The sequence below is a fragment of the Pantoea sp. CFCC18179 genome, from assembly GCF_059412405.1.
The window spans coordinates 109,150-132,590 of the sequence record NZ_JBNBPM010000007.1 but is presented as its reverse complement, the minus strand read 5'-3'; the positions used below and the strand labels follow the sequence as shown (position 1 = coordinate 132,590).

Genomic DNA, 23,441 nt, shown 5'->3' with positions numbered 1-23,441 from the left:
TGGCGACCGGGGAAATCACATCGCAGGCTTTTTAAACACCTGTTTGTGCGAAATGCGGGAAATCAGTTCGGTGAGCGACAGCACCATGGTTGAACGCACCATCTGCAGATAACGTTGCTGCTGCATGACGCGCAAATCATCATCGTCTCGATTGAAGTCGGGCTGTGGCGGCCAGGCGACCACGCAGTGCAATTCGCCGAACGGGCCGAGGATTTCATCGTCGGTAAACCGGTAATCGCTGATGTCGTGATTCAGCTCCTCGCGCAGCGCCAGCAGCAGTTCACAATCCTCGTATTCATGGCGATTGATCACGCCAAGACCGTAAATCAATTTCAGGCGAACCGAGAGTTCGCCTAACGGACCATCACCCAGCAGCAGCGGCTCAACGGCGTATTTCACCGCGTAATCGTCTTTGCGAAACACTTGCAGCACCAGCAGATTAACCGCTTCAGTCAACAGCTCAACGGCGGCGATCAGGAAGCTTCTCACCGAACGACCGGCGTTCAGGCGCTCAAGCACCCGGTTTTCAAAAGCCTGCTTCTCTTCCATTATTGCCTGCATCGTTCAGCTACCGCCAGCGGACACAAAACGTGCCCGAGTTAACCACTAAAGGGCGCGCATTATGCCATAGCGTTGTAAGCACTCACCACTGAGGTGACCACTTCGCTATTGGCATCCAGACCAGAAACTTCTGCCAACGTGGCCTGCGGACCTTTATCTGCCAGTAAGGTTGCCAGTTCCTGCGCCTGCGGATCGGCATCGCTGCGATAGTGCATCGCGGCGGCAATGCCTTGCACCAGATTGGCGTGCGGCAGGTTGTATTCAATGGTGCCGAGTGTCGGTTTGATCAAACGATCGCCGGCGCTCAGTTTACGCAGCGGCTGGCGGCCGACACGCTCAACGTCATCTTTCAGATGCGGGTTTTCAAAACGCGTGAGGATTTTTTGGATATACGCCGCATGTTTGTCCGCTTCAAAGCCGTAGCGCTTGATCAGCACTTCGCCACTTTCCTGCATCGCGCCTTGCACCACAGCACGCACTTTTTCATCCAGAATCGCATCACGAATGGTTGCGTGACCGGCTAACTGGCCGAGATAGGCGGTGATGGCGTGGCCGGTGTTCAGAGTGAACAGTTTGCGCTCCACGAAAGCCATCAGGTTATCGGTCAGTTCCATGCCCGGAATGTTTGGCAAGTCGCCTTTGAATTGGGTTTTATCCACAATCCACTCGCTGAAGGTTTCAACGGTGACTTCCAGCGGATCGGTGGTGCCAGCTTCAGAAGGTGGCACGATGCGGTCTACCGCCGAATCGACGAAGCCAACATGCTCTTCAACCCACGCATGATACTGCTCTGGCAGCGCTTTCAGCACATGCTGTTTGAGCTGGCTGGTGCCACGCACCATGTTTTCACAGGCGATGATATTGAGAGGGCGGGCATTACCGTTGTCGCTGCGTTTGGCCAGGCCTTTGGCCACGCCACCGGCGATGCGCTCGAGAATCTGCGGGCCCACCGCGGTGGTAACGATATCAACCTCAGCAATCAGCGTCACAATGTCATCGCTGGTGCTGTTTACGGCGCTGACGCCTCTTACGATTTCGACTTTCGCCTGCTCGCCAACCACATGAACCGGATACTCATGATGGGCGTTAAGGGCATCAAGTACCACTTGATTGACGTCAGCAAACACCAGTTCGATCCCGGCATCTGCCAGCAACTTACCGATAAAACCGCGACCAATGTTACCTGCTCCAAAATGTAACGCTTTCATAAATTTGACCCATATCAAATGACGAAAGGGCGGGCAAATCCGCCCCGAAAAATGGGACGGGCTTGCCCGCCCCCGGGAAGGTAAAACCTGGAATTACGCTTTGACGGTGCTGCCAGACAGCAGATCCAACACGTCCTGCACGCTGGTGGTGTTTGCCAGCTTCTCAATCACGCTGTCATCGTCCAGCGCGTTGGTCAGGCTGGTAATCACCTGGATGTGTTCGTTGTTGCGTGCGGCAATACCGATAACCAGACGCGCCACATCTTCAGCTTCTTCACCAAACTGCACGCCCGCTGGATATTGGCAGAACACCACGCCAGTTTTCAGCACGCGATCTTTCGCTTCAACCGTACCGTGCGGCACTGCGATAGACTCGCCGAGGTAGGTTGGCGTCAGCTTTTCACGTTCCAGCATCGCTTCAACGTATTCCGGCTGCACGTAGCCGCCTTTCACCAGTTGCTCACCGGCAAAGCGAATTGCTTGCTCTTTATTGCTGGCGCTCAGACCGAGGAACACGTTGTCTGCACCCAGTTTGAACAGGTGCGCGTTGCCTTCGTCGTAGCTGTCAGCCAGCGTAGTCTGTACGGTTTCGCGATGCGTTTCGCTGCGGTTGGCCGCCACTAAACGTTCGGTCAGATTGCTGTACAGCGCGCTATCAAGGAAGTTGTTCAGCGAAATGTGCTGCGCCTGCGGTGCCTGACGCATCGCACGTTCCGTCAGATCGCGGTGAGTAATCACCAAATCGACGTCGCCTGGCAGCGAGTTAATCGCGCTGTTGGTGACGGAAATGTTGCTCAGACCGGCATCCTGCACTTTCTTACGCAGCACGCCCGCACCCATCGCACTTGAACCCATACCAGCATCGCAAGCGACGATGATTTTACGTACATGAGCCACATCAACGCTGTTTGCGTCACCCGCAACCGGAGAACCGGCAACGGCCTGGCCTTTCGACTGCGCTTTCATGTCTTTCATGCGCTGCGTTGCCGCTTCGATATCGTCATCTTCTTTCACTTTGCTGGTTTTCAGCAGGATAGAAGAGACCACGAAGGAGACCGCAAATGCCGCGATAATCGCCGCGATGTTAGCGAAGTAAGCGCCTTTTGGCGTCATCGCCAGCACTGCCAGGATAGAACCCGGAGAAGCTGGAGATACCAGACCGCCGTTCAGCAGCGTCAAGGTGAACACGCCAGTCATACCGCCGAGGATAACTGCCAGCAGCAAGCGTGGCGCCATCAACACGTACGGGAAGTAAATTTCGTGGATACCACCAAGGAAGTGGATGATCGCGGCGCCGCCAGCAGATTGCTTAGCGCTACCGCGACCAAACATCATGTAGGCAACCAGCACGCCCATACCTGGGCCTGGGTTCGCTTCAATCAGGAAGAAGATGGATTTGCCTGCTTCGCTCGCCTGCTGGATGCCCAGTGGAGAGAAGATACCGTGGTTGATGGCGTTATTGAGGAACAGGATTTTCGCCGGTTCAACAAAGATCGACGTCAGCGGTAGCAGGTTGTTCTGCACCATCAGATTCACGCCAGCGGCGAGGATATGTGACAGACCTTCAACCAATGGACCGATTGCCAGGAACGCCAGCAGCGCCAACAGCATACCGATGATACCGGCTGAGAAGTTGTTAACCAGCATCTCGAAGCCGCTTTTGATCTTACCATCAACAACGCGGTCAAAAGATTTGATCGCCCAGCCGCCCAGCGGACCCGCAATCATTGAGCCGAGGAACATCGGCATATCGGCGCCGACGATCACGCCCATGGTGGTGATCGCACCGACCACGCCACCGCGGTCGCCGCCTACCAGACGTCCACCGGTGAAACCAATCAGCAGTGGCAGCAGATAAGTGATCATTGGGCCGACGAGTTTCGCCAGCGTTTCGTTTGGAATCCATCCGGTTGGGATGAACAGCGCAGTGATGATACCCCAGGCGATAAACGCACCGATGTTAGGCATCACCATATTACTCAGAAAGCGACCAAAGCTCTGAACCTTGACCTTTACTGATGAGGACATAAACCCACCCCTTATTGAGACGCGCCGCAATAAGAGAGCGCGTTTGTTTTTGTTTGAACGTTACGGCGGGGGCCGTGGCATTACTGTATGCACGCGGACTCTAGCACTAGTTTATTACGCTGCGTAGAGCACTGGCTAAGTGTGATATAGATCACGCTAATTCGGGGTAAGAGGGGTGCGATAAAGTGATGCTGATCACAAAAAAGCGTTGTAAGAAAGCAACGATGACGAATTTTTAAGCAAATCAAGGCGATGAATGTGACTTAAGTCACCTTTCTAGGTTGCTGGTTTGTTCCATAAATGTGATGGTGATCACAAACAATTTGTGGTCATAAATGCGCCAGATCACACAATGGCGATGCAGAAAAGAACGTTGTAAGGAAGTGACGAAAATCTGAAAAACGGCGAGCGGATGGCAAAATGAAAAAGGCGGCCATTTGGCCGCCTGCTAATGCAATTTCACCGGGGATTTTACAATCCGCCTTGCACCGCATTCTGCGCTTGCGTCAGCGCTTGTGCATTGCTGGAAAGATTGCTCATCAGCGTGTTGTACTGCGTCGCTTGATCCTGAGTCGGGAACTGCACGCCGCTGTCGTTAAAGCTCACACGTGAACCCTGCGATTGCAGATAATCGCCGGTTTGCACCGCCGCCTGGCTCAACGCCTGCAATTGTGGCAACAGTGGAATCAGCGTACCGGCTGGCTGCGTCACCACTTTGGTATATGCCGCGTCATACACTTTCTTCAGGTCGTCTGGCTGCTTCAGCGTGGCCTTGCTGCTGTCGGCCTGCATTTTGGCGCTTTGAATCTGCTGAGTCAGCACATTCAGATTGCCGCTGGCCTGGCGCAAGCTATCACGGCGAGTGAGATAATCCTGCGGCACGTGAATCGCTGCCAGTTCGTCCACAACCGGACGCATACCCTGTTCAATTGCCTGATTGGCCTGCTGTGAGAAGCTATACAGGATGGCGTAATCGCTAGCGTAGTTGCCGAAGGTCTGTTTCTGGTTCTCACTCAGGCTTGGCAGATGTTCGCCGCTGCGCATCACGGTGTTCTGAAGGAAATCGCTAAACGCTTTACGCTGATCGCCTTCTTTGTCGCCGCAGGCAGTGAGTTGCAGCACAATGAGTGTGCCAACCATCAGCATCCCAATACGCATCCAGATGCGGTTAATTCCTGACGCCATGTTTCAACTCCTGTCGTGACAAAATGGCACTATTCGATTCGGTGAGAAAGGTCCTAAAGAATAGTGCAATGACATGAGCTGTACAACGGGAGCGCTAAGCATGGTGCGCATTAATGCGCACCCTACGTGGAAATTGCTGGTTTTGTAGGGTCGCCATTTATGGTGACCGCCACAAAGCGAAAATTAATACACCAGCGCCTGCCCATCTTTGCGGCTTTCGGTAGCAGCGATATAGAAACCTTGCGGATCGCGCACAATCGCCTGCGCGCCGCCGAAGTTATAGCCGAGCAGCGGATCTTCCAACGTGATGTGATGCCCCATTTCGCGCAGCTTCGCCAACACATTGCGGTCAATACCCGGCTCAACCACCACTTCGCGCCCTTGCACCACGCGCCAGCGCGGCGCATCAATCGCCGCCTGCGGATTCTGCTTATGCAGCATCACGCGCAACGCCATTTGCAGATGTCCCTGCGCCTGCATCGGGCCGCCCATCACGCCAAACGACATCAGCGGCTGGCCGTCGCCATCTAATGCAAAGGCGGGAATGATGGTGTGGAACGGACGTTTACCGCCTGCCACCACATTGGGATGTTGCGGATCGAGCGAGAAACCGCAGCCGCGATTCTGCAAACTGATACCGGTTTCCGGCACCACCACACCAGAACCAAAGCCCATGTAGTTCGATTGTATAAAGGAAACCATCATGCCGCTGGCATCGGCAGTGGAGAGATAAACCGTGCCGCTCTGTTTGGGCGAACCAAAGCTGAAATCTCCGGCCTGATCGGGATTAATCAACTGCGCGCGCTGCTTGAGGTATTCATCGCTCAACAGCAATTCCGCTGGGAATTCCAGATGATCGGCATCGGTAACGTAGCGTTCCAGATCAACCAGCGCCAGCTTCATCGCTTCGAACGACAGGTGCAGCCACGGCGCCGAATCCGGCTCATAGCGGCCAATATCCCACTGCTCCAGAATGCCGAGCGCAATCAGCGTGGCGATGCCCTGACCATTTGGCGGCAACTCCTGCACCGAACCCCCGGCGAACGGTCGCGATAACAGTTCCACCCAATCGGCACGGTGATTTTTCATGTCGTCGAGACTGAGCGCCGAACCGTGTTGCTGGGCAAACGCCACGATCTTCTCTGCCAACTCGCCGTGATAAAACGCTTCGCCACGGGTTTCAGCGATTTTCTGCAAAGTGGCCGCTTGCGCCGGATTGCGGTACAGCTCACCGGCGTGCGGCGGGCGGCCTTCCGGCGCGAAACAGGCGGTGAAGCCTGGCTGATCTTTCAGCTTGTTGTAGCCGCGCTGCCACAAATGCCCAATCAGCGGCGAAACCGGGAAACCGTCGCGCGCATACTCAATCGCCGGTTGCGCCAGCGTAGTGAGCGGCAGCGTGCCGAAGCGTTCAGCCAATTCTACCCACGCAGAAACCGCGCCCGGTACGGTCACCGCTTCCCAGCCAATTTCCGGCATAGCGTCCAATCCGGCAAAGCGTTCCGGGTTCCACGCCGCCGGTGAACGGCCAGAGGCATTCAAACCGTGCAACTTTTTGCCGTCCCAGATAATCGCAAACGCATCGCTGCCGATACCGTTGCCGGTAGGTTCCAGCACGGTTAACGCCATGGCGCTGGCAATCGCCGCATCTACTGCATTGCCGCCCTGTTGCAGCATGCGAATCCCGGCCTGCGCCGCCAGCGGCTGAGAGGTGGCGACCGCATTGCGTCCCATCATTGGCACGCGGTGTGAGGCATAGCTGACGTTAAAATCCAGTTCACTCATGAGGGTTCCTTAATGTGAGTCATTGCGCGGATCGAGCGCGTCGCGCAAGCCGTCGCCCAGCAGGTTGAAGCCCTGCACGGTAAGAAAAATAGCCAGACCGGGGAAAATCGACATCCACGGCGCCTGTTCGAGAAAGCCTTTAGCGGTGTTCAGCATTGCGCCCCATGAAGGCGAAGGCGGTTGCTGGCCGAGACCGAGGAAAGAGAGGCTGGCTTCGGTGATGATGGCGGAAGCAATCGCCAGCGTGGCCTGCACCAGAATCGGCGACAGCACGTTAGGCAACACGTAACGCAGGATGATCCAGCGATCGGGCAAACCGATTGCTCGCGCCCCGTCGATGTACTCTTCATGGCGAATGGCGATCACCTGGCCGCGCGTTAAACGAGCGAAAATCGGCATGGCGGATAAACCAATCGCAATCATCGCATTCGACAGGCTTGGGCCGAGAAACGCGCCGAGCGCAATCGCCAGAATCAGGAATGGGCAGGCCAGCAAGGCTTCAATAAAGCGCGAAATAATGCCGTCGCACCAGCCTTGCCAGTAACCGGCAATCAACCCAAGCGGCACGCCGATCAGAATGGCGATCATCACCGAAATACAGCCTGCCAGCAGCGAGGTGCGTGAGCCCCAAACCAGGCGCGACAAAATATCGCGTCCCAGTTCATCGGTGCCGAACCAGTGCAGCACTGACGGTGCTTTGCGCACTGCGAGGAAATTGGCTTTGATCGGATCAAACGGCGCCAGCCACGGAGCCAGCAACGCCACCGCGACAAACAGCAGCACGATCACCGCGCCAATTAACGCACTTTTATTACGCAGAAACTTTTTCAACACCCGGCGATTGGGCTTGGCCGCCACGGGCAGCGCGCCAGCCGTTAACACTTCGCTCATGATTAGCCTCGCATTTTCGGGTTGATTAACAGATACAACACGTCGGCCAGCAGGTTGAGCAGCAGGAAGCCAATCGCTACGACCAACACCACGCCTTGCACCACGGCGTAATCACGGTTAAACACCGCATCGACAATCATCTTGCCGAAGCCGGGCAGAGTGAAAACCTGTTCGGTTAACACCGCGCCGCCCAGCAATTCACCAAACAGCAGCGTGGTCAGCGTGACGATTGGCATCAGCGCATTGCGAAACGCATGCTTGAGCACCACTTTGCCGCTCAGCAAACCTTTGGCGCGCGCGGTGCGGATGTAATCGGCCTTCAGCACCGAAATCATCGAGGCGCGCGTATGGCGCATCAGCGTGGCGGCCAATCCCGTGCCGAGCACCAGCGCGGGCAGCAACAGCGTTTTCAGGTTCTGCGCCACGTCTTCACTGATTGGCACAAATCCCGATGCCGGCAACCATTGCAGATGCACCGAAAACAGCAGAATCAGCAGAATACCAAGCCAGAAGTGAGGCACTGAAATCCCGGAAAGCGCAACAAAGTTGGTGGTGTGATCGACCCAACTGTCTTTGCGCACCGCGGCGATAATCCCCATGCTGATGCCGATCACCAGCGCGATAATCATCGCCAGCAACGACAACTCCAGCGTCACCGGCAATTTGCTGGCGATCAGCGACGTCACCGGCTCTTTGGTGCGCAGCGACATGCCGAGATCGCCGGTCAGCGCGTTACCAATCCACGAAAAATATTGCGTGGGAATCGGATCATCCAGGTGGTATTCGGCGCGCAGCTGGGCGATGACCGCTGGATCACGCTCTTCGCCCGCCATCGCCAGTACCGGATCGCCCGGCAGCAGCTTTTGCAGCGCGAACACCATAATGCTCACCAGCAACAGCGTCGGAATCGCCAGCAGCAGCCGTTTTACAATCAGTTCCAGCATCCTCGCTCCTTAGCGGTTTACTGCGCCAGACTCACGCCAGCCAAACGCACCAATCCGTCCGGCCAGGCTTTAAAGCCCTGCAATTTTTTCGACATGCCGAAAATGCGCGGCTCAAAGTAGAGGTAAGCAATCGGCATATCGCTTTGCAGCTGATTCACCACTTTGCTGTACAACGCCTGGCGCTGCGCCTGGTCGTTAGTCAAACGTGCGGCATTCAGCCACTCATCCACTTGTGGATTGTTGTAGCGCCCATCGTTGAGCGTGCCTTTGCTGTTGATAAATGAGTAGATGCTGCCATCCGGATCGGGACGACCAGACCAACCGGACAAGCTGAGTTGGTAATCACCGCGTTGCTGACGATCCAGCAGCGTGGCGAACTCGCTCATTTGCAGATTGAGGTTGAAGCCTGCTTCGCCGACCATCGCCTGAATCACCTGGCCGACTTGCTGCGAAGTGGGGTTGTTGCTCACCAGCAGCGTCAGATTGAGCGGCGTGGTCACGCCTGCGGCCTTCAGCAATGCTTTCGCTTTTTCCACATCGCGTGCGGCAATCGGCATGTTGACGTGATACGGGCTAACCGGCGAAAACGCCTGATTGGCGGGCGTGTACAAACCTTCGAATGCCACCTGATTCAGCGCATCGCGATCGATTGCTAGCGAGAAGGCTTCACGCACGCGTGCATCTTTCAACGGGCTGTTGGCGTCCACTTTGCCGTTGTTGATGTTGAAGGTGATGCCTTGATAACCGAGGCCGGTGACTTTCGCCAGCGCCAGCTTGCTGTCGCTTTCCACGGTTTTCACATCGCTGGCGGCCACGCCTTCGGTGAGATCGAGATCGCCCGCGCGCAGGTTCGCCAGGCGTACTGACGCATCAGGAATCGGCAGGAAAATCACTTTGTCGAAGTGGTACGCGCCTTTGTTCCAGTAGTTTTCATAGCGCTTCAGCACGATGCGATCCTGCTGCACGCGGCTGTCAAATTGATACGGACCGGAACACACCGGATGGGCGGCGAAATCAGGCTTCTTCGCCGCTTCTGGTGCCAGCATCGCACCCGCGCGATCGGTCAACTGGCTAAGCAGCGCCGCATCCGGGTTTTTCAGGTGGAATTTCACCTGCATCGGCCCGCTGACTTCGACGCTCTCAATTGAAGATATCTCACTCTTACGCAGTGAACCCGGCAGCGTCAGCGCGCGCTCAATGTTGAATTTCACCGCTTCTGCATCAAATTTTTCACCGTCGTGGAAGGTCACGCCGCTACGCAGATTCATGGTCAGCGTTTTGCCGTCGTCACTCCACGCCCAATCGGTGGCGAGGCCCGGGATTACTTTGAGGTTTTGATCAACATCGACCAAACGATCGCACATCGCCGCAAACACAAAACGGCCGTAGTAGGTGCGCGCCAGATGCGGATCGAGCATATCGGGATCGGCACCCAAACCGATGCGAATCACGCTATCAGCCTGACTGTGTGCGCTAGCACCGAGCAATAACAGGCCGCTGAGGGCGGTTAATAACGTATGACGAGCTTGCTTCACGGTGTATCTCCAGAGGTTAGGCTTGCTGATTCACCGCCTGCTCAAACAGGGCGCGGCGACGTAAAAAGGCGGCGGAAGGCGGCGCAAGAGTGATGACGCTGCGATCGCGATTAATCTCCTGCCAGCGATGGCAGGCAATTTGACGGCCACCGCTCAGCACCTGATTGATTGGCTCAAACTGGCGGCATTCTGTGGTGGCGTAAGGGCAACGGGTGTGAAAGCGGCAGCCGCTCGGCGGATCGGCCGGATTCGGCAAATCGCCCTGCAACATCGGAATGGTGCGATTGACGCCGGGCTGCATTTGCGGCGCGGAAGCGATCAGCGCTTGGGTATACGGATGCAGCGGCGCATCGAAAATCTCATCGACGCTCGCCAGTTCAACAATCTGGCCGAGATACATCACCGCCACGCGATCGCTCATATGGCGGATCACCGCCAAACCGTGCGCCACGATGATCATCGTCAGGCCAAACTGCTGTTTCAGGTTCTCCAGCAAGTTGACCACTTGCGCCTGCACCGACACATCCAGCGCGGACACCGGTTCATCGCCGAGCAATAATTTTGGCTGTGATGCCAACGCGCGGGCGATGCCAATGCGCTGGCGCTGACCGCCGGAAAATTCGTGCGGATAACGTTCCGCCCACGCCGCAGGCAAACCCACGGTGCGCAGCAGTTCCGCCACGCGCGCATGGCGCTGATCGCGGCGCATTTTTTCGTGCAGCCATAGCGGCTCGCCAACAATTTGTTGCACTGTCATGCGCGGATTGAGGGAAGCAAACGGGTCCTGAAAGATGATCTGCAATTCTCGACGCAGCTGATTGAGCCGCGCGCCGCTGGCATCGGTGATGCTTTCGCCCTGATAAAATACGTCACCGGCGCTGGCGGCCAGTAAACGCAGCAGCAAACGGCCAAGTGTGGATTTACCGGAACCCGATTCGCCGACAATCGCCAGCGTTTCGCCAGGCATCACCTGCAACGAAACGCGATCGACCGCCGTCACGCCACGATTGCGGCTGAACAGGCGATTGCCGCCGGAGAAGGTTTTGCTTAAATCGCGGCACTCTAAAATCGGCTTCATGCAATCTCTCCCAGCGTGACGTGTTGTTCTAATGGCGCGCGAAAACAGGCGACCTGATGATCGTTTGCCAACGCGCGCAGCGTTGGGCGGCTGTGATGGCAGCGCGTTTCGGCGAACGGACAACGGGTGGCGAAGCGGCAACCAGCGGGCATGTTTTCTGGCAACGGCACCTGGCCGGGAATGGTCGCCAGCGCGCCTTCACGGGCGCTGAGGCTGGGAATCGATCCCATCAAACCAATGGTGTAAGGATGTTGTGGATCGTTGAAAATGCGCTCAACGCTGCCGCTTTCCACCACTTGTCCGGCGTACATCACCGCTACGCGCTGAGCCACTTCCGCCACCACGCCGAGGTCGTGGGTAATCATCAGCACCGCAGTACCGGTTTCCTGTTTTAGCGTGTTAAGCAGCGCCAGAATCTGCGCCTGGATAGTGACGTCGAGCGCGGTAGTCGGTTCGTCGGCAATCAATAGTTTTGGCTGGTTAATCAACGCCATCGCAATCATCACGCGTTGCCGCATGCCGCCAGAAAGTTGATGCGGATAGGCTTTTAAGCGCAGTTCTGGAGCCGGGATTTGTACTTTTTGCAGAATCGCCAATGCTGCTGCCATCGCCTGGCGTTTGTTGACTTTGCGATGACGCATCACCGCTTCACTCAGCTGATCGCCCAACGTGAAGGCCGGATTGAGCGAGGTCATCGGTTCCTGAAAAATCATCGCCAGTTGATTGCCGCGCAAGCTGGCATAGTCGTCGCGACTGAGTTGGCGCAGATCGCGGCCATCAAACTGCATTTCGCCCTGCAAGATTTGCGCGCTGTCCGGCTGCAAACCCATTAAAGTCAACGAGGTGATGCTTTTGCCACAGCCCGATTCGCCCACCAACGCCAGCGTTTCGCCGGCATGCAGCACCAGAGAAATATCATCCAGCACCGTGACGGGCGAGCCGCGAAACTGCACGCGCAAATTGCGCAGCGATAAAACGGGATGGGCACTCATGGCATCTCCTCACGGTGGGAATACAGGGTTTCCATCAGCGCCTGTTGCAGCGTCAGCAAGTGTTCACGCATCGCCGCCGCCGCTTCATGCGGTTGACGCTGGGCGATGTGATTCACCAAGCGCTGATGATGGTCGTCGTAGATATCGAGGCGCGCCGGAGTGCGCGCCTGCACGCGAAAATGCTGCCAGCCGGGATCGCGGCGCACCGCATCAATCGCATCAAACAGGCCCAGCATCAGACGATTACCCGCCGCCTCGGCGATGGCGCGGTGAAAGGCGCTGTCCCATAATTCATGCTGATCGCCATCTTCCGGCGCGGTAATGCCGTGCATGCGTTCCAGCAGACGCTTCATCAGCGCGATCTGCTCTTTGGTGGCGCGCAGGGCGGCAAGACTTGCCAGCCCTGGCTCCAACTGCAAACGCGCTTCCATCACTTCGAGGAGATTCGATTGCTGCGGCAAATCCTGTAGCACCAGCGGTTGCACCGGCGCGGCCGGACCAACAAAAGTGCCTTTGCCTTGTTTGCGCCAGATGCGGCCTTCTTCTTCCAGCACATCCAACGCCCGGCGGATTTCACGACGACCGACGCCAAAGCGCTCGGCTAATTCACGCTCGGTCGGCAGCGCGCGATCGGGCGTGTGCTCCTGCTGCTGAATCAGCTGGCGCAGCTGCTCAAGCGCTGTGCTGGAGTTGCGGCTGGTTTCTGGCGTGTCATTCATGATTGGTTCGCCTGTTTATGCATCAGAAAAAGATCGGTAATCGCCGCGTATCCAGCACTTTTCCTGATGAAAGGCGCATGCGGTCGCTTTCTTAGCGTAGGCAAGAAGTGAACCAATATTTAATTGGTTCGGATTGGGCTGTCATGAATGTGTAATAACCTCATGATCGCTAAGTAAAAGTTTTTTCAGTGCCCGTTAAGAATTGCGAGGCGTGTCAACTTCCGCCATGTCGCGCTGCTTCACGGTGGTGCGCGCACGCTGCTTATCTGTGCAATAGCGGTAACGTGGCGATGAGCGTTCCGAAAATAGTTAATGTTTTTCAGATGGATATAACATTGGCATCTATTTTGTATGTGTTAACGCAGATGCAGGAGCGATAGCGGGCAACCGACGTCGCCAGACAATTTGCAATGGGTCACTAGGGTTCCGATCGAAAGATGCTGGTCCGAGAGTGACCGACCGTCCTCTGACGGTTACACGGCGGGAAAAAAGCCCGGGAGGAAAGCGAGATCGTTGCTCGCCGCCTCCTGCTATTTTTTCGCCCGTTAACGCCAGAGGAATCATCATGATGAAAGCCTGCCTCCGCCTGCTGTTGCTTTGCTCCATCGCGCTGTTCAGCGTCAACACGCTGGCCGCCGACAAACCCTCCTTCAAGATTTGCTGGTCAATTTACGCGGGCTGGATGCCGTGGGATTACGCGCAGCAAAGCGGCATCGTCAAAAAATGGGCCGACAAATACGGCATCGACATCCAGTTCGTGCAGGTCAACGACTACATCGAATCGGTGAATCAATATACCGCTGGCGGTTTTGACGGTTGCACCATGACCAACATGGATGCGCTGACCATTCCGGCTACCGGCGGCGTCGATAGCACCGCGCTGATCGTCGGCGATTACTCCAACGGCAATGACGGCATTTTGCTGAAAGGCGCAGGCAACATCTCGGCGCTGAAGGGCAAACCGATCAATCTGGTCGAGCTTTCGGTTTCGCATTACCTGCTGGGGCGCGCGCTGGAAAAATCCGGCATGAGCGAGAAAGACGTCAAAGTAGTGAACACCGCCGATGCGGATTTAGTGGCGGCGTTTGGCACCGATGATGTGCACTCCATCGTGACCTGGAACCCGCTGTTAGCCGAAGCCGAGAAGCAGCCGAACAGCCATCTGATTTTCTCCTCGGCGCAAATTCCGGGCGAAATTCTCGACCTGCTGGTGGTGAATACCGCCACGCTGAAAAAGTATCCGCAACTGGGTAAAGCGCTGACCGGTGCGTGGTATGAAACGCTGAAAACCATGTCTGGCCCGACCGACAGCGCCAAAGCCGCACGTACGCAAATGGCGCAGGCTTCCGGCACCGATCTGGCGGGCTTCGATCAGCAGCTTGCCGCCACCCATCTGTTTAGCGATGCCAAAACCACCCTCGATTTCGTTGATAGCCCACAACTGAAAGCCACCATGCAGATGGTTGCTGAGTTCTCGTTCAAGCACGGTTTGCTGGGCGAGGGCGCGCCGAGCGCTGATGTGGTTGGCGTGGAAACGCCTGCCGGGAATTGGGGTAACGCCGATAACCTCAAACTGCGCTTCACCGATGAGTACACCAAACTGGCCGCCGACGGGCAGCTGTAAGCGAGGCGATGCCGATGCGTAAGTTGATCAACTACCAACCGCTGCCGCTGGGACGTTTGCTGCTCGGCCTGCTGCCGCTGCTGGCGGTGCTGCTGGCCTATCTGTTCGCGTCGGATGCGCGTCTCAGCCTCAATGCCGCCGATAAGTTATTGCCGGGCTTTAACGCGATGGGCGATGCCATCAGCCGCATGGCGTTTCAGCCCAGCCCGCGCACCGGCGAATATCTGCTGTGGAGCGACACCTTCGCCAGTCTGCTGCGTTTACTCAGCGGCGTGTTGATCAGCGCATTGCTGGCGTTAGCGTTGGGTCTGTTTACCGGCGCGCTACCGGTGGTGCGTGCGGTGCTGGCACCGCTGGTGACGCTGTTCGCGCTGGTGCCGCCGCTGGCGATTCTGCCGATTCTGTTTATCTGCTTTGGCTTGGGAGAAGTGTCAAAAGTGGTGCTGATTGTTATCGGCATCACGCCGCTGATTACCCGCGATTTGCAGTTGCAGGTGCAGAAAATCCCGCGTGAGCAGTTGGTAAAAGCGCAAACCCTTGGCGGCCACAGCGCGCAAATCATGTGGCGGGTGATTCTGCCGCAACTGATGCCGCGCCTGTTTGATGCGGTGCGATTGTCGCTGGCGTCGGCGTGGCTGTTCCTGATTGCGGCAGAAGCCATCGCCGCCACCGAAGGGCTGGGCTATCGCATCTTCCTGATGCGGCGTTATCTGGCGATGGACGTGATTCTGCCGTACGTGGCGTGGATTGCGCTGCTGGCTTTCCTGCTCGACCTGCTGCTGCGGCTGATTAGCCGTCGCTGCTGGCCGTGGTATCACGCGAAATAAGGAGCGGGCCATGCCGTTACTGCAACTGAAAAATCTCGAAAAGCATTATGGCGATCAAGTGGTGCTGGAGCGCCTCAACATCAATGTGGAAGAGGGCGAATTTGTGGCGATTGTCGGGGCATCCGGCTGCGGCAAAACCACCTTTCTCAACATGCTGCTCGGCACCGAATCGCCGACCAAAGGACAACTGCTGCTGGATGGCGAACCGATTCCCGACGAGCCGGACGCGCATCGTGGCGTGGTGTTTCAGCGCTATTCGGTGTTCCCGCATTTAACGGTGCTGGGCAACGTGATGCTGGGCGATGAGTTCAGCAGCGCACGTTGGTTGGGCCGCGTGTGGGGCAAAAAACGTCAGGCGATTCGCCAGCGGGCGCAGGCCATGCTGGCGCAGGTTGGCCTGGAACACGCGCAGAGCAAATATCCGCATCAGCTTTCCGGCGGCATGCAGCAACGCTTGGCGCTGGCGCAGGCGTTAATGAAACAGCCGCGCATTCTGCTGCTCGACGAACCGTTCGGCGCGCTCGATCCCGGCATCCGCAGCGAAATGCACCAACTGATCACTGCATTGTGGCAGCAACACAACCTGACGATTTTCATGATCACCCACGATTTAAAAGAGGGATTTAGCCTCGCGTCGCGGCTGCTGGTGTTCGACAAGCTGCGCCACGATCCGCACGCGCCCGAAGCCTGGGGCGCGACTATCACTTACGACCTGCCGCTGGATCGCGCACAGCCATCCGAGCCGCTGGTGGCATAAAGGAGCAACCATGAATTCCTACCAAACCCATTTGCCGAGCGGCGCGCACTGGTCATTGGTGATGCGCAGCGGCAGCGCGCTGACCCTGACCGATGTTGCAGGTGGCGCGAATGTCGGCATGCTGTTTTACAACCCGGAAAACTTGCTGGAGCGTTACAACGCGCCGGATACCTTGAAATGTCAGCACACTTTTCGTCTCACCGCTGGACATTGCCTCTACTCCGATATGGGGCGCATTTTCTGCGGCATTGAAGAAGATACCTTCGGCTGGCATGAAAGCGTGTGCGGCACCTTGAACGCTGAGCAAACTGCCGCGCGTTTTGGTGCCAGCAACTATCAGCAAGCGCGCAATCAGCGTCATCAAAACGGCTACGACAGCTTCCTCGTCGAGCTGGCGAAATATGGCCTTGGCCAGCGCGATATGGCGTCGTGCCTCAATCTGTTTGCGCAGGTGCGCGCCGACGATAACGGCACTTTGCAGCTGGAGCGTCAAGGCACAGCGGGAGCCAGCGTGCGTTTGCGCTTCGCGATGGACACCCTGGTGCTGCTGCATACCTGCCCGCATCCGCTGAGTGCCGCGGGTGATTATCCGCGCCAGCCGGTGCACATCAACATCGATGCGCAGCGCGCGCCGCTGCCCGCTATTTGTCTCGAACGCGAAGAAAATCAGCGCGGTCTGCGCAACAACGCGTTGTATCAACTGCAAGGAGAAGTGTGATGATTAACGAAAGTCAGCGCGATCCCGCCGAAGCGTGCTTGCAGCAGCAAATTGATGCTGGTGATTACTGGTTGCAGCGCATCGAAGCCGGCCAGACGTTGCGCATCACCGATCTTGAAGGCAACCAAGCCGCCGATACCTTGTTCTTCAACGCCGATGACACCGCCGAGCGTTACAGCATGAGCAACACGCTGCGCGGCCAGAACAATGTGTTTCTCACTTCCGGCAGCGTGCTGCGATCCAACGCCGATCGCCCGATGTTGACCATCACCGCCGATACCTGCGGTCGTCACGATACGCTGGGCGGCGCTTGCTCCTGCGAAAGCAACACCGTGCGTTATGACCTCGAAAAACGCCACATGCATTCGTGCCGCGACAGCTGGATGCTGGCGGTGGCGGAGAAGCCAGAGTTTGGCCTGACGCGCCGCGACATCACCCACAACATCAACTTTTTCATGAATGTACCGGTGACGCATGAAGGCGGATTGACCTTTGCCGACGGCATTTCTGCGCCGGGGAAATATGTCGAGATGGTGGCGCAGATGAACCTGCTGGTGCTGATTTCCAACTGCCCGCAACTCAACAATCCCTGCAACGGTTACAACCCAACGCCGATTTTAGTCAGCGTGTGGTGATTTTCTGACGCAACGGGACGACCCGTTTTTTGCCGTCAATGCCACGCAGGACGACCTGCCGCAATATGAGAATTCAGTCATGATTGATCGCGTATTAATTGCCAACCGTGGCGCGATTGCCGTGCGCATTATTCGTACCCTGCGAGCCATGAATATTCGGGCGATTGCAGTGTATGCCGAAGCCGATCGCCACGCGCGCCATGTGCGGCTGGCGGATGAAGCCTGGCCGCTGGGCGACGGGCAAGTGCGGGACACGTATCTTAATCAGGATAAATTGCTGGCGATTGCTGCGCAGAGTGACGCGCAGGCCATTCATCCTGGCTACGGTTTTCTCAGTGAAAATCCTGAATTTGTGACGCGCTGTGAAGCGGCTGGCGTGCATTTTCTCGGCCCCAGTGCCGAGCAGATGGCGGCGTTTGGCTTGAAACACCGCGCCCGCGCACTGGCGGAACAGAGTGCTGTGCCCTTGTTACCGGGCAGCGGTTTGCTGGCTTCGTTAGACGAAGCGCAGGCGATGGCTGAACACATCGGTTATCCGGTGATGCTGAAAAGCACCGCGGGCGGCGGCGGCATTGGCATGCAACGCTGCGATGATGCTGAGCAATTGAATGCCGCGTTTACCCGTGTGAAGCGTTTAGCCGGCAACAATTTCGCCGACGATGGTGTGTTTTTAGAGAAATTTATCGCGCGTGCGCGCCACATCGAAGTGCAAATTTTTGGCGATGGCGCGGGCGAAGTCATCGCCTTGGGTGAACGTGATTGTTCGGCGCAGCGCCGCAATCAAAAGGTGCTGGAAGAGACGCCCGCGCCGGGTTTGAGTGACGCGGTGCGCGTAGAATTGCAGGCCACAGCGGTGCGACTGGCGCGTGCGGTGAATTATCGCAGCGCCGGCACGGTGGAATACGTTTATGACGATGCCAGCCAGCAGTTCTGGTTCCTCGAAGTAAATACCCGTTTGCAGGTGGAGCATGGCGTCACCGAAATGGTGTACGGCGTGGATTTGGTGCGTTGGATGGTGGAACTGGCACAGCAACAGTTACCGCCGCTCGCCAGTTTACAACCCGTCGCGCAAGGCCACGCCATTCAGGTGCGCGTGTATGCGGAAGATCCGGCCAAACAGTTTCAGCCCAGCGCCGGATTGCTTAGCCATGTGCAATTTCCTGCCGCACTGGAACAGGCGACGCTGCGCATCGATAGCAGCGTAGAAAGCGGCATGGAGGTTTCACCGTTTTACGATCCGATGCTGGCAAAAGTGATTGTGCACGCCAGCGATCGTGCCAACGCGTTAACCGGCATGACGCAGGCACTGAATGCCACCGAACTGTATGGCATCGAAACCAATCTGCTGTGGCTGCGCCAGTTGTGCTTGCTGCCCGAAGTGCAGCAAGCACGCATCATCACCGCTACGCTCGGCAACATGCCGTGGCAGCCGTCGACGCTGGATATTCTCAGCGGCGGCACTTTAACCACGGTACAGGACGCGCCGGGTCGCATCGGTTATTGGCATGTTGGCGTGCCGCCTTCCGGACCGTTCGACAGCCGCGCATTTCAGCTCGGCAATCGACTGTTAGATAACGATGCAAACGCCGCCGGTTTGGAGATCACTTTGCGCGGCCCGACGCTGCGCTTTAATCAGGCATGCAGCTTTGTGCTAACCGGCGCGCCGATTGATGCGTTGCTCGATCAACAAACCTTGCCGATGAATCAGCGTTTAACGGCGCAAGCCGGGCAAACGTTGACGTTGGGCGAGGTGCACGATGGCAGCCGCAGCTATTTGCTGTTGGCGGGCGGGCTGGATACGCCGCGCTATCTTGGCAGTCGCAGCACCTTTACCTTGGGGAAATTTGGCGGTCATGCGGGACGTGCGCTGCGTGCTGGCGATGTGCTGCATCTGGCTGCGCCGCAAGTATTGAGCGCGGCCCGTTTGCCCGACGATTTGCTGCCGCAACTCAACGGTTGCTGGCAGTTACGGGTGATTTACGGCCCGCACGGCGCGCCGACCTTCTTCACCGATGACGATATTGCGGAATTTTTTGCCGCTGAATGGCAAGTGCACTACAACTCCAGCCGCACCGGCATCCGTCTGATTGGCCCGAAACCCACCTGGGCGCGCAGCGACGGCGGCGAAGCGGGCATGCATCCTTCAAACATCCATGACAATGCTTACGCCTTTGGTACCGTGGATTTTACCGGCGATATGCCAGTGATCCTCGGCCCGGACGGCCCTTCACTCGGTGGCTTTGTCTGCCCGGCGACGGTGATCCAGGCCGATCTGTGGAAGCTTGGTCAACTCAAAGCCGGCGATCGCATCCAGTTCCTGCCGATCGATCTCGCCACCGCCGATCAATTGGCGCAAGCGCAACATGACGAGATCATTAAACTGCAATGTCAGCCGATTACAGTGAACGCGGCGCTGCCTTTAATTGATCCGGTGATGCACCATCATGCGGCAATGGAAGCGCGTCCTTCGCTCACAGTGCGTGCGGCGGGCGACCGTTTCCTGTTGGTGGAATATGGTGATTTGCAGCTGGATATTGCCCTGCGTTTTCGCGTGCACGCGTTGATGCAGTGGCTGGAAGCGCATTCGCTGCCGGGGCAGCTGGAACTGACGCCCGGCATTCGCTCGCTGCAAATCCATTATGACGCGCAGCTATGTGCAAGAAGTGAGCTATTGGCGCAAATTTTGCACGCTGATTTAGCGTTGGGCAGCCTAGCCGACGCGGCGGTGCCATCGCGTACCGTATGGCTGCCGTTGAGTTGGGATGACGTAGCCTGTCGGGAAGCGATTGTGCGTTACGACCAATCAGTGCGACCTAACGCGCCGTGGTGCCCAAGTAATATCGAATTTATTCGCCGCATCAACGGGCTGGAAAGCATTGAGGCGGTGAAAGAGATTGTGTTCAGCGCGTCGTATTTGGTGATGGGGCTGGGCGATGTCTATCTCGGTGCGCCAGTGGCGACGCCACTCGATCCGCGCCATCGCTTAGTTACCACCAAATACAATCCGGCGCGCACCTGGACGGCAGAAAACTCGGTGGGCATCGGCGGCGCCTATATGTGCGTGTACGGCATGGAAGGGCCGGGCGGCTATCAGTTTGTCGGACGCACCATGCAGATGTGGAATCGCGATCGTCCAACCGCCGCGTTTACTCAACCTTGGTTGCTACGTTTCTTCGATCAGATCCGTTTTTACCCGGTAGATGCCGACGAATTGCTGCACATTCGTGAGCGTTTTCCGTGGGGCGATTATCCGTTGCGCGTCGAACAGGGCGAATTCCGCCTCGCCGATTATCAGGCGATGTTGGCAGCCGAAGCCGCAGAAATCGATGCCTTCCAGCAACAACGCCAGCAGGCATTCGATCACGAACTGGCACGTTGGCGCGCCGAAGGGCAATTTACCTTCGATAGCCAATTGCAAGAGCAAAGCAGTGAAGAAGTGGTAGTACCAAGCGGATGCCACAGTGTTGAGAGCCAGGTGGCGGGCAGCGTGTGGCAATGGTTGGCGGCAGAAGGCAGTGACATCGAAGCGGGCGCCACGGTGGGCATACTCGAATCAATGAAGATGGAAATCCCGATCGTGGCGCCGGTGAGTGGAAAAATCCATAGCCTTTATCGCCAGGCCGGGCAGCAAGTGCAGGCGGGACAATTACTTATGGTGATCGACCCTTCTGCGGCATAAGTAAGAATAAAAAATAATCACGAATCAGGCAGCAAAGCCGGGGATCTGTCCCATACTTAGAGACCCGGACTATTGTTGCATTGCTCGGACATCTTTGTGCAGTGTGCAACTTACGGTTTCAGCGCCGACTGGCGCTTACCTCTCTACTTTCACGTGATTCATAGTGAGTTTTTAAGGAGTTCTCTATGGAAATAAAAGATCCAATGGTCGAGTTGCTCAGCAGCCTTGAGCAGATTGTTTTGACACGTGACGCTAAGCCATCCGTATCAGAAATTTCGCTCAATCAAACTACAGTTCCCGAGCCGCAGCGTTTACGCGAGATGACCGGTATGCAGGTCGATGAATTCGCCCGTGTAATGGGTGTTAGCGTTTCGTCAGTGAAAAGCTGGGAGGCGCAACGTACGCGTCCTTCCGCTACGGCGCGTAAACTGATGAAACTGCTACAAGCTAATCCCTACCTGGGTCGCCAATTGCTGGAGTAATGCCAGCGTTTGCTTCTCGAACCCGCCCTATGGCGGGTTTTTTAATTTAAGCCGCCATACTTTGCTGCCTGCTTCACAAACCAACTTTCCGGCACGCTGTGCGGCGGCTGCGCCAACTGCGCCAAACCTTGCTTGATGGTTTGATCGGCCTGCTGCCACAAATGCGCATCACCTTCGCGCAATAGCTGAATCTGCACCTGCTTCTCCACCAGATAAATCCGGGCGAAATCGGCATCGAACTGCACGATGGCGCGGGTGTTATCAATGATGTCGGCCAGTTTGATGGTTTGTGCATCGGGCGATGCGGCGGCGGTGTGGCGGAAATGCGCCAGCTTACGCGCGGCGCGATTCTTAGCGGTGGGTTGTGCGCTATCGGTGAGCATATCCACCAGTTCCGCCACGCGCGGACCAAAATGGCGTTCGATATCTTCGATGGTGCTGGCGGTATCTTCCACCGTGTCATGCAGCCAGGCGGCGGCAATCATTTCTGGATCGTCGGTGACGCTGCGCACCAGCTCGGCCACGGCGGCCGGATGCACAATGTACGGCTCGTCGGTATATTTTCGGCGCTGACCCGCAGCGGCGTGCGCCTGCGTGGCATAACGGCGCGCTTGCTCTTCCAGTGAATCTTGCATATTTCACTCCCCCAGAACAAAGTTGCTTGCAATTAACTAGCGCGCTATTTATATTTGGTTCCATGAACAGTAATCAAGATGACAAAAAAGTGAAGCAGGCGCCACTCCAGCTCGATCAACAGCTCTGTTTCGCGCTCTATTCCGCCAATCTCGCGATGCACAAAGTCTACCGCCAGCTGCTATCTCAGCTGGAGATTACCTATCCACAATATCTGGTGATGTTGGTGTTGTGGCAACAGGATGATGTGACGGTTTCGGAGATCGGTGAGCAGCTGTTTCTTGATTCGGCGACGCTCACGCCGCTGTTAAAACGCCTGGAAGCGGCGGGTTTGCTGCATCGCCAGCGTTCACGCCAGGATGAGCGTCAGGTCGTGGTGACGCTGACTGAGCAAGGGCGTGCGCTGCGTGAGAAAGCGCAAAGCATCCCCGAAGCGATTCAGTGTGCGGCTGCCTGCGATGAAAGCGCGATGGCGCAGCTGAAAAGTCAGTTAGACGATTTGCGCGATAGTTTGAACCGCGCCTAGTACTGCGTTCGGGATGTCACTTCGGTGGCATCCAACATAATGAAGTTCCGGTTTGCGCATATAAATAGTGCGCGATTATATAGCGATTAAACGAGGTTAATATGTCTTTAGAACAAGTTGTTTATACTGCAAAAGCCAAAGCTACCGGTGGCCGTGATGGTCGAGCTACCTCTTCTGATAACGTGCTGGATGTGAAACTGGGCGTGCCAAAAGAGATGGGCGGCGCGGGCGGCGAAGTGACCAACCCAGAGCAGCTGTTTGCTGCTGGTTATTCGGCGTGCTTCCTCGGCGCAATGAAGTTCGTTGCCGGTCGCGACAAGATTTCCATGCCAAAAGATGCGTGGATTGAAGGCGAAGTCGGTATCGGCCCAATCCCGAACGGTTTCGGTATTGAAGCCAAACTGAACATCCATCTGCCAGCAATGGATGCAGCTGAAGCGCAGAAGCTGGTTGATGCGGCACACATTGTTTGTCCGTATTCCAACGCGACGCGTGGCAACATCGATGTGACGCTGAACATCATCAACTAATTGTTGCTGATAATTGAAGAAGGCCCCGTTTGGGGCCTTTTTTGCGTTGGTATAAGCGCATTTCCAAGAATCTTCTGGTCTTACCATTGGTTAAATGTTCTACTACT

Annotated in this window: 21 protein-coding genes and 1 riboswitch; of the genes, 9 read left to right on the top strand and 12 right to left on the bottom strand. The window is 56.7% G+C overall.

The features are described 5' to 3' along the window. Window positions 1-15 precede the first annotated feature (15 nt). From mtlR to ACPUC7_RS14840, 11 genes are all read right to left on the bottom strand, one after another. Window positions 16-561, bottom strand: coding sequence for a mannitol operon repressor MtlR (mtlR, locus tag ACPUC7_RS14890; RefSeq protein ID WP_343553390.1), 546 nt, complete (start codon window positions 559-561; stop codon window positions 16-18). Between the two features lie 59 nt (window positions 562-620). Further along, the gene (gene mtlD / locus ACPUC7_RS14885; RefSeq protein ID WP_494923501.1) at window positions 621-1,769 is read right to left on the bottom strand and encodes a mannitol-1-phosphate 5-dehydrogenase; all 1,149 of its coding nucleotides are present in this window, start codon (window positions 1,767-1,769) and stop codon (window positions 621-623) included. 93 nt (window positions 1,770-1,862) lie between these two features. After that, a complete protein-coding gene (locus ACPUC7_RS14880; protein ID WP_343553392.1) occupies window positions 1,863-3,797 on the bottom strand; it encodes a PTS mannitol transporter subunit IICBA in 1,935 nt (644 codons plus the stop codon). Window positions 3,798-4,268: 471 nt separating this feature from the next. Beyond that, on the bottom strand, window positions 4,269-4,982 hold the full coding sequence (locus tag ACPUC7_RS14875; protein ID WP_343553393.1) for a DUF3053 domain-containing protein: 714 nt from the start codon (window positions 4,980-4,982) through the stop codon (window positions 4,269-4,271). Window positions 4,983-5,165: 183 nt separating this feature from the next. After that, on the bottom strand, window positions 5,166-6,764 hold the full coding sequence (locus ACPUC7_RS14870; RefSeq protein ID WP_494923500.1) for a gamma-glutamyltransferase family protein: 1,599 nt from the start codon (window positions 6,762-6,764) through the stop codon (window positions 5,166-5,168). A gap of 9 nt (window positions 6,765-6,773) precedes the next feature. Continuing rightward, window positions 6,774-7,655, bottom strand: coding sequence for an ABC transporter permease (locus tag ACPUC7_RS14865; RefSeq protein WP_494923499.1), 882 nt, complete (start codon window positions 7,653-7,655; stop codon window positions 6,774-6,776). 2 nt (window positions 7,656-7,657) lie between these two features. Beyond that, window positions 7,658-8,599: an ABC transporter permease gene (locus ACPUC7_RS14860; RefSeq protein WP_343553396.1), complete on the bottom strand. Its 942-nt coding sequence runs from the start codon at window positions 8,597-8,599 to the stop codon at window positions 7,658-7,660. Window positions 8,600-8,616: 17 nt separating this feature from the next. Then, window positions 8,617-10,134: an ABC transporter substrate-binding protein gene (locus ACPUC7_RS14855; RefSeq protein ID WP_494923498.1), complete on the bottom strand. Its 1,518-nt coding sequence runs from the start codon at window positions 10,132-10,134 to the stop codon at window positions 8,617-8,619. Between the two features lie 16 nt (window positions 10,135-10,150). Continuing rightward, window positions 10,151-11,212: an ABC transporter ATP-binding protein gene (locus ACPUC7_RS14850; RefSeq protein ID WP_494923497.1), complete on the bottom strand. Its 1,062-nt coding sequence runs from the start codon at window positions 11,210-11,212 to the stop codon at window positions 10,151-10,153. Beyond that, entirely contained in the window at window positions 11,209-12,204 is a 996-nt protein-coding gene (locus tag ACPUC7_RS14845) for an ABC transporter ATP-binding protein (RefSeq protein ID WP_494923496.1), read from the bottom strand. Before ACPUC7_RS14845 ends, ACPUC7_RS14850 begins: the two co-directional genes overlap by 4 nt. Continuing rightward, window positions 12,201-12,923 carry a FadR/GntR family transcriptional regulator gene (locus tag ACPUC7_RS14840; protein WP_343553400.1) on the bottom strand — a complete coding sequence of 241 codons (723 nt, stop codon included), beginning with the start codon at window positions 12,921-12,923 and terminating at the stop codon, window positions 12,201-12,203. The genes ACPUC7_RS14845 and ACPUC7_RS14840 overlap by 4 nt, the downstream gene beginning before the upstream one ends. A gap of 407 nt (window positions 12,924-13,330) precedes the next feature. Next, window positions 13,331-13,425: riboswitch (guanidine-I (ykkC/yxkD leader) on the top strand. A 63-nt stretch (window positions 13,426-13,488) separates the two neighbouring features. Here ACPUC7_RS14840 and ACPUC7_RS14835 point away from each other — a divergent pair. The 7 genes from ACPUC7_RS14835 to ACPUC7_RS14805 all read left to right on the top strand — a co-directional run bounded on the left by ACPUC7_RS14835 (window position 13,489) and on the right by ACPUC7_RS14805 (window position 21,645). Continuing rightward, a complete protein-coding gene (locus ACPUC7_RS14835; protein ID WP_494923495.1) occupies window positions 13,489-14,547 on the top strand; it encodes a putative urea ABC transporter substrate-binding protein in 1,059 nt (352 codons plus the stop codon). Window positions 14,548-14,561: 14 nt separating this feature from the next. After that, the gene (locus tag ACPUC7_RS14830; protein WP_343553402.1) at window positions 14,562-15,374 is read left to right on the top strand and encodes an ABC transporter permease; all 813 of its coding nucleotides are present in this window, start codon (window positions 14,562-14,564) and stop codon (window positions 15,372-15,374) included. 10 nt (window positions 15,375-15,384) lie between these two features. Next, entirely contained in the window at window positions 15,385-16,131 is a 747-nt protein-coding gene (locus ACPUC7_RS14825; protein WP_494923494.1) for an ABC transporter ATP-binding protein, read from the top strand. A 10-nt stretch (window positions 16,132-16,141) separates the two neighbouring features. Then, window positions 16,142-16,849, top strand: coding sequence for an urea amidolyase associated protein UAAP1 (locus ACPUC7_RS14820; RefSeq protein ID WP_494923493.1), 708 nt, complete (start codon window positions 16,142-16,144; stop codon window positions 16,847-16,849). Continuing rightward, on the top strand, window positions 16,849-17,484 hold the full coding sequence (locus tag ACPUC7_RS14815) for an urea amidolyase associated protein UAAP2 (protein ID WP_494923492.1): 636 nt from the start codon (window positions 16,849-16,851) through the stop codon (window positions 17,482-17,484). The genes ACPUC7_RS14820 and ACPUC7_RS14815 overlap by 1 nt, the downstream gene beginning before the upstream one ends. A gap of 79 nt (window positions 17,485-17,563) precedes the next feature. Further along, window positions 17,564-21,163, top strand: a complete 3,600-nt coding sequence (gene uca, locus ACPUC7_RS14810; protein WP_494923491.1) for an urea carboxylase — start codon at window positions 17,564-17,566, stop codon at window positions 21,161-21,163. 185 nt (window positions 21,164-21,348) lie between these two features. Then, on the top strand, window positions 21,349-21,645 hold the full coding sequence (locus ACPUC7_RS14805) for an HTH-type transcriptional regulator (RefSeq protein WP_343553408.1): 297 nt from the start codon (window positions 21,349-21,351) through the stop codon (window positions 21,643-21,645). A gap of 41 nt (window positions 21,646-21,686) precedes the next feature. On the opposite strand, the gene ACPUC7_RS14800 is transcribed toward ACPUC7_RS14805, so the two are convergent. After that, window positions 21,687-22,280 carry an HD domain-containing protein gene (locus ACPUC7_RS14800; protein ID WP_494923490.1) on the bottom strand — a complete coding sequence of 198 codons (594 nt, stop codon included), beginning with the start codon at window positions 22,278-22,280 and terminating at the stop codon, window positions 21,687-21,689. Window positions 22,281-22,342: 62 nt separating this feature from the next. Here ACPUC7_RS14800 and ACPUC7_RS14795 point away from each other — a divergent pair, with 62 nt between their 5' ends. Together ACPUC7_RS14795 and ACPUC7_RS14790 are read left to right on the top strand one after the other, a co-directional pair. Next, entirely contained in the window at window positions 22,343-22,804 is a 462-nt protein-coding gene (locus ACPUC7_RS14795) for a MarR family winged helix-turn-helix transcriptional regulator (RefSeq protein ID WP_494923489.1), read from the top strand. 101 nt (window positions 22,805-22,905) lie between these two features. Next, a complete protein-coding gene (locus tag ACPUC7_RS14790) occupies window positions 22,906-23,334 on the top strand; it encodes an organic hydroperoxide resistance protein (RefSeq protein ID WP_343553411.1) in 429 nt (142 codons plus the stop codon). Window positions 23,335-23,441 lie beyond the last annotated feature (107 nt).

Bases quoted from the DNA above. Each gene is read 5' to 3' on its own strand.
- mtlR (WP_343553390.1), bottom strand. From the start codon at position 561: ATGCAGGCAATAATGGAAGAGAAGCAGGCTTTTGAAAACCGGGTGCTT.
- mtlD (WP_494923501.1), bottom strand. From the start codon at position 1,769: ATGAAAGCGTTACATTTTGGAGCAGGTAACATTGGTCGCGGTTTTATC.
- ACPUC7_RS14880 (WP_343553392.1), bottom strand. From the start codon at position 3,797: ATGTCCTCATCAGTAAAGGTCAAGGTTCAGAGCTTTGGTCGCTTTCTG.
- ACPUC7_RS14875 (WP_343553393.1), bottom strand. From the start codon at position 4,982: ATGGCGTCAGGAATTAACCGCATCTGGATGCGTATTGGGATGCTGATG.
- ACPUC7_RS14870 (WP_494923500.1), bottom strand. From the start codon at position 6,764: ATGAGTGAACTGGATTTTAACGTCAGCTATGCCTCACACCGCGTGCCA.
- ACPUC7_RS14865 (WP_494923499.1), bottom strand. From the start codon at position 7,655: ATGAGCGAAGTGTTAACGGCTGGCGCGCTGCCCGTGGCGGCCAAGCCC.
- ACPUC7_RS14860 (WP_343553396.1), bottom strand. From the start codon at position 8,599: ATGCTGGAACTGATTGTAAAACGGCTGCTGCTGGCGATTCCGACGCTG.
- ACPUC7_RS14850 (WP_494923497.1), bottom strand. From the start codon at position 11,212: ATGAAGCCGATTTTAGAGTGCCGCGATTTAAGCAAAACCTTCTCCGGC.
- ACPUC7_RS14845 (WP_494923496.1), bottom strand. From the start codon at position 12,204: ATGAGTGCCCATCCCGTTTTATCGCTGCGCAATTTGCGCGTGCAGTTT.
- ACPUC7_RS14840 (WP_343553400.1), bottom strand. From the start codon at position 12,923: ATGAATGACACGCCAGAAACCAGCCGCAACTCCAGCACAGCGCTTGAG.
- ACPUC7_RS14835 (WP_494923495.1), top strand. From the start codon at position 13,489: ATGATGAAAGCCTGCCTCCGCCTGCTGTTGCTTTGCTCCATCGCGCTG.
- ACPUC7_RS14830 (WP_343553402.1), top strand. From the start codon at position 14,562: ATGCGTAAGTTGATCAACTACCAACCGCTGCCGCTGGGACGTTTGCTG.
- ACPUC7_RS14825 (WP_494923494.1), top strand. From the start codon at position 15,385: ATGCCGTTACTGCAACTGAAAAATCTCGAAAAGCATTATGGCGATCAA.
- ACPUC7_RS14820 (WP_494923493.1), top strand. From the start codon at position 16,142: ATGAATTCCTACCAAACCCATTTGCCGAGCGGCGCGCACTGGTCATTG.
- ACPUC7_RS14815 (WP_494923492.1), top strand. From the start codon at position 16,849: ATGATTAACGAAAGTCAGCGCGATCCCGCCGAAGCGTGCTTGCAGCAG.
- uca (WP_494923491.1), top strand. From the start codon at position 17,564: ATGATTGATCGCGTATTAATTGCCAACCGTGGCGCGATTGCCGTGCGC.
- ACPUC7_RS14805 (WP_343553408.1), top strand. From the start codon at position 21,349: ATGGAAATAAAAGATCCAATGGTCGAGTTGCTCAGCAGCCTTGAGCAG.
- ACPUC7_RS14800 (WP_494923490.1), bottom strand. From the start codon at position 22,280: ATGCAAGATTCACTGGAAGAGCAAGCGCGCCGTTATGCCACGCAGGCG.
- ACPUC7_RS14795 (WP_494923489.1), top strand. From the start codon at position 22,343: ATGAACAGTAATCAAGATGACAAAAAAGTGAAGCAGGCGCCACTCCAG.
- ACPUC7_RS14790 (WP_343553411.1), top strand. From the start codon at position 22,906: ATGTCTTTAGAACAAGTTGTTTATACTGCAAAAGCCAAAGCTACCGGT.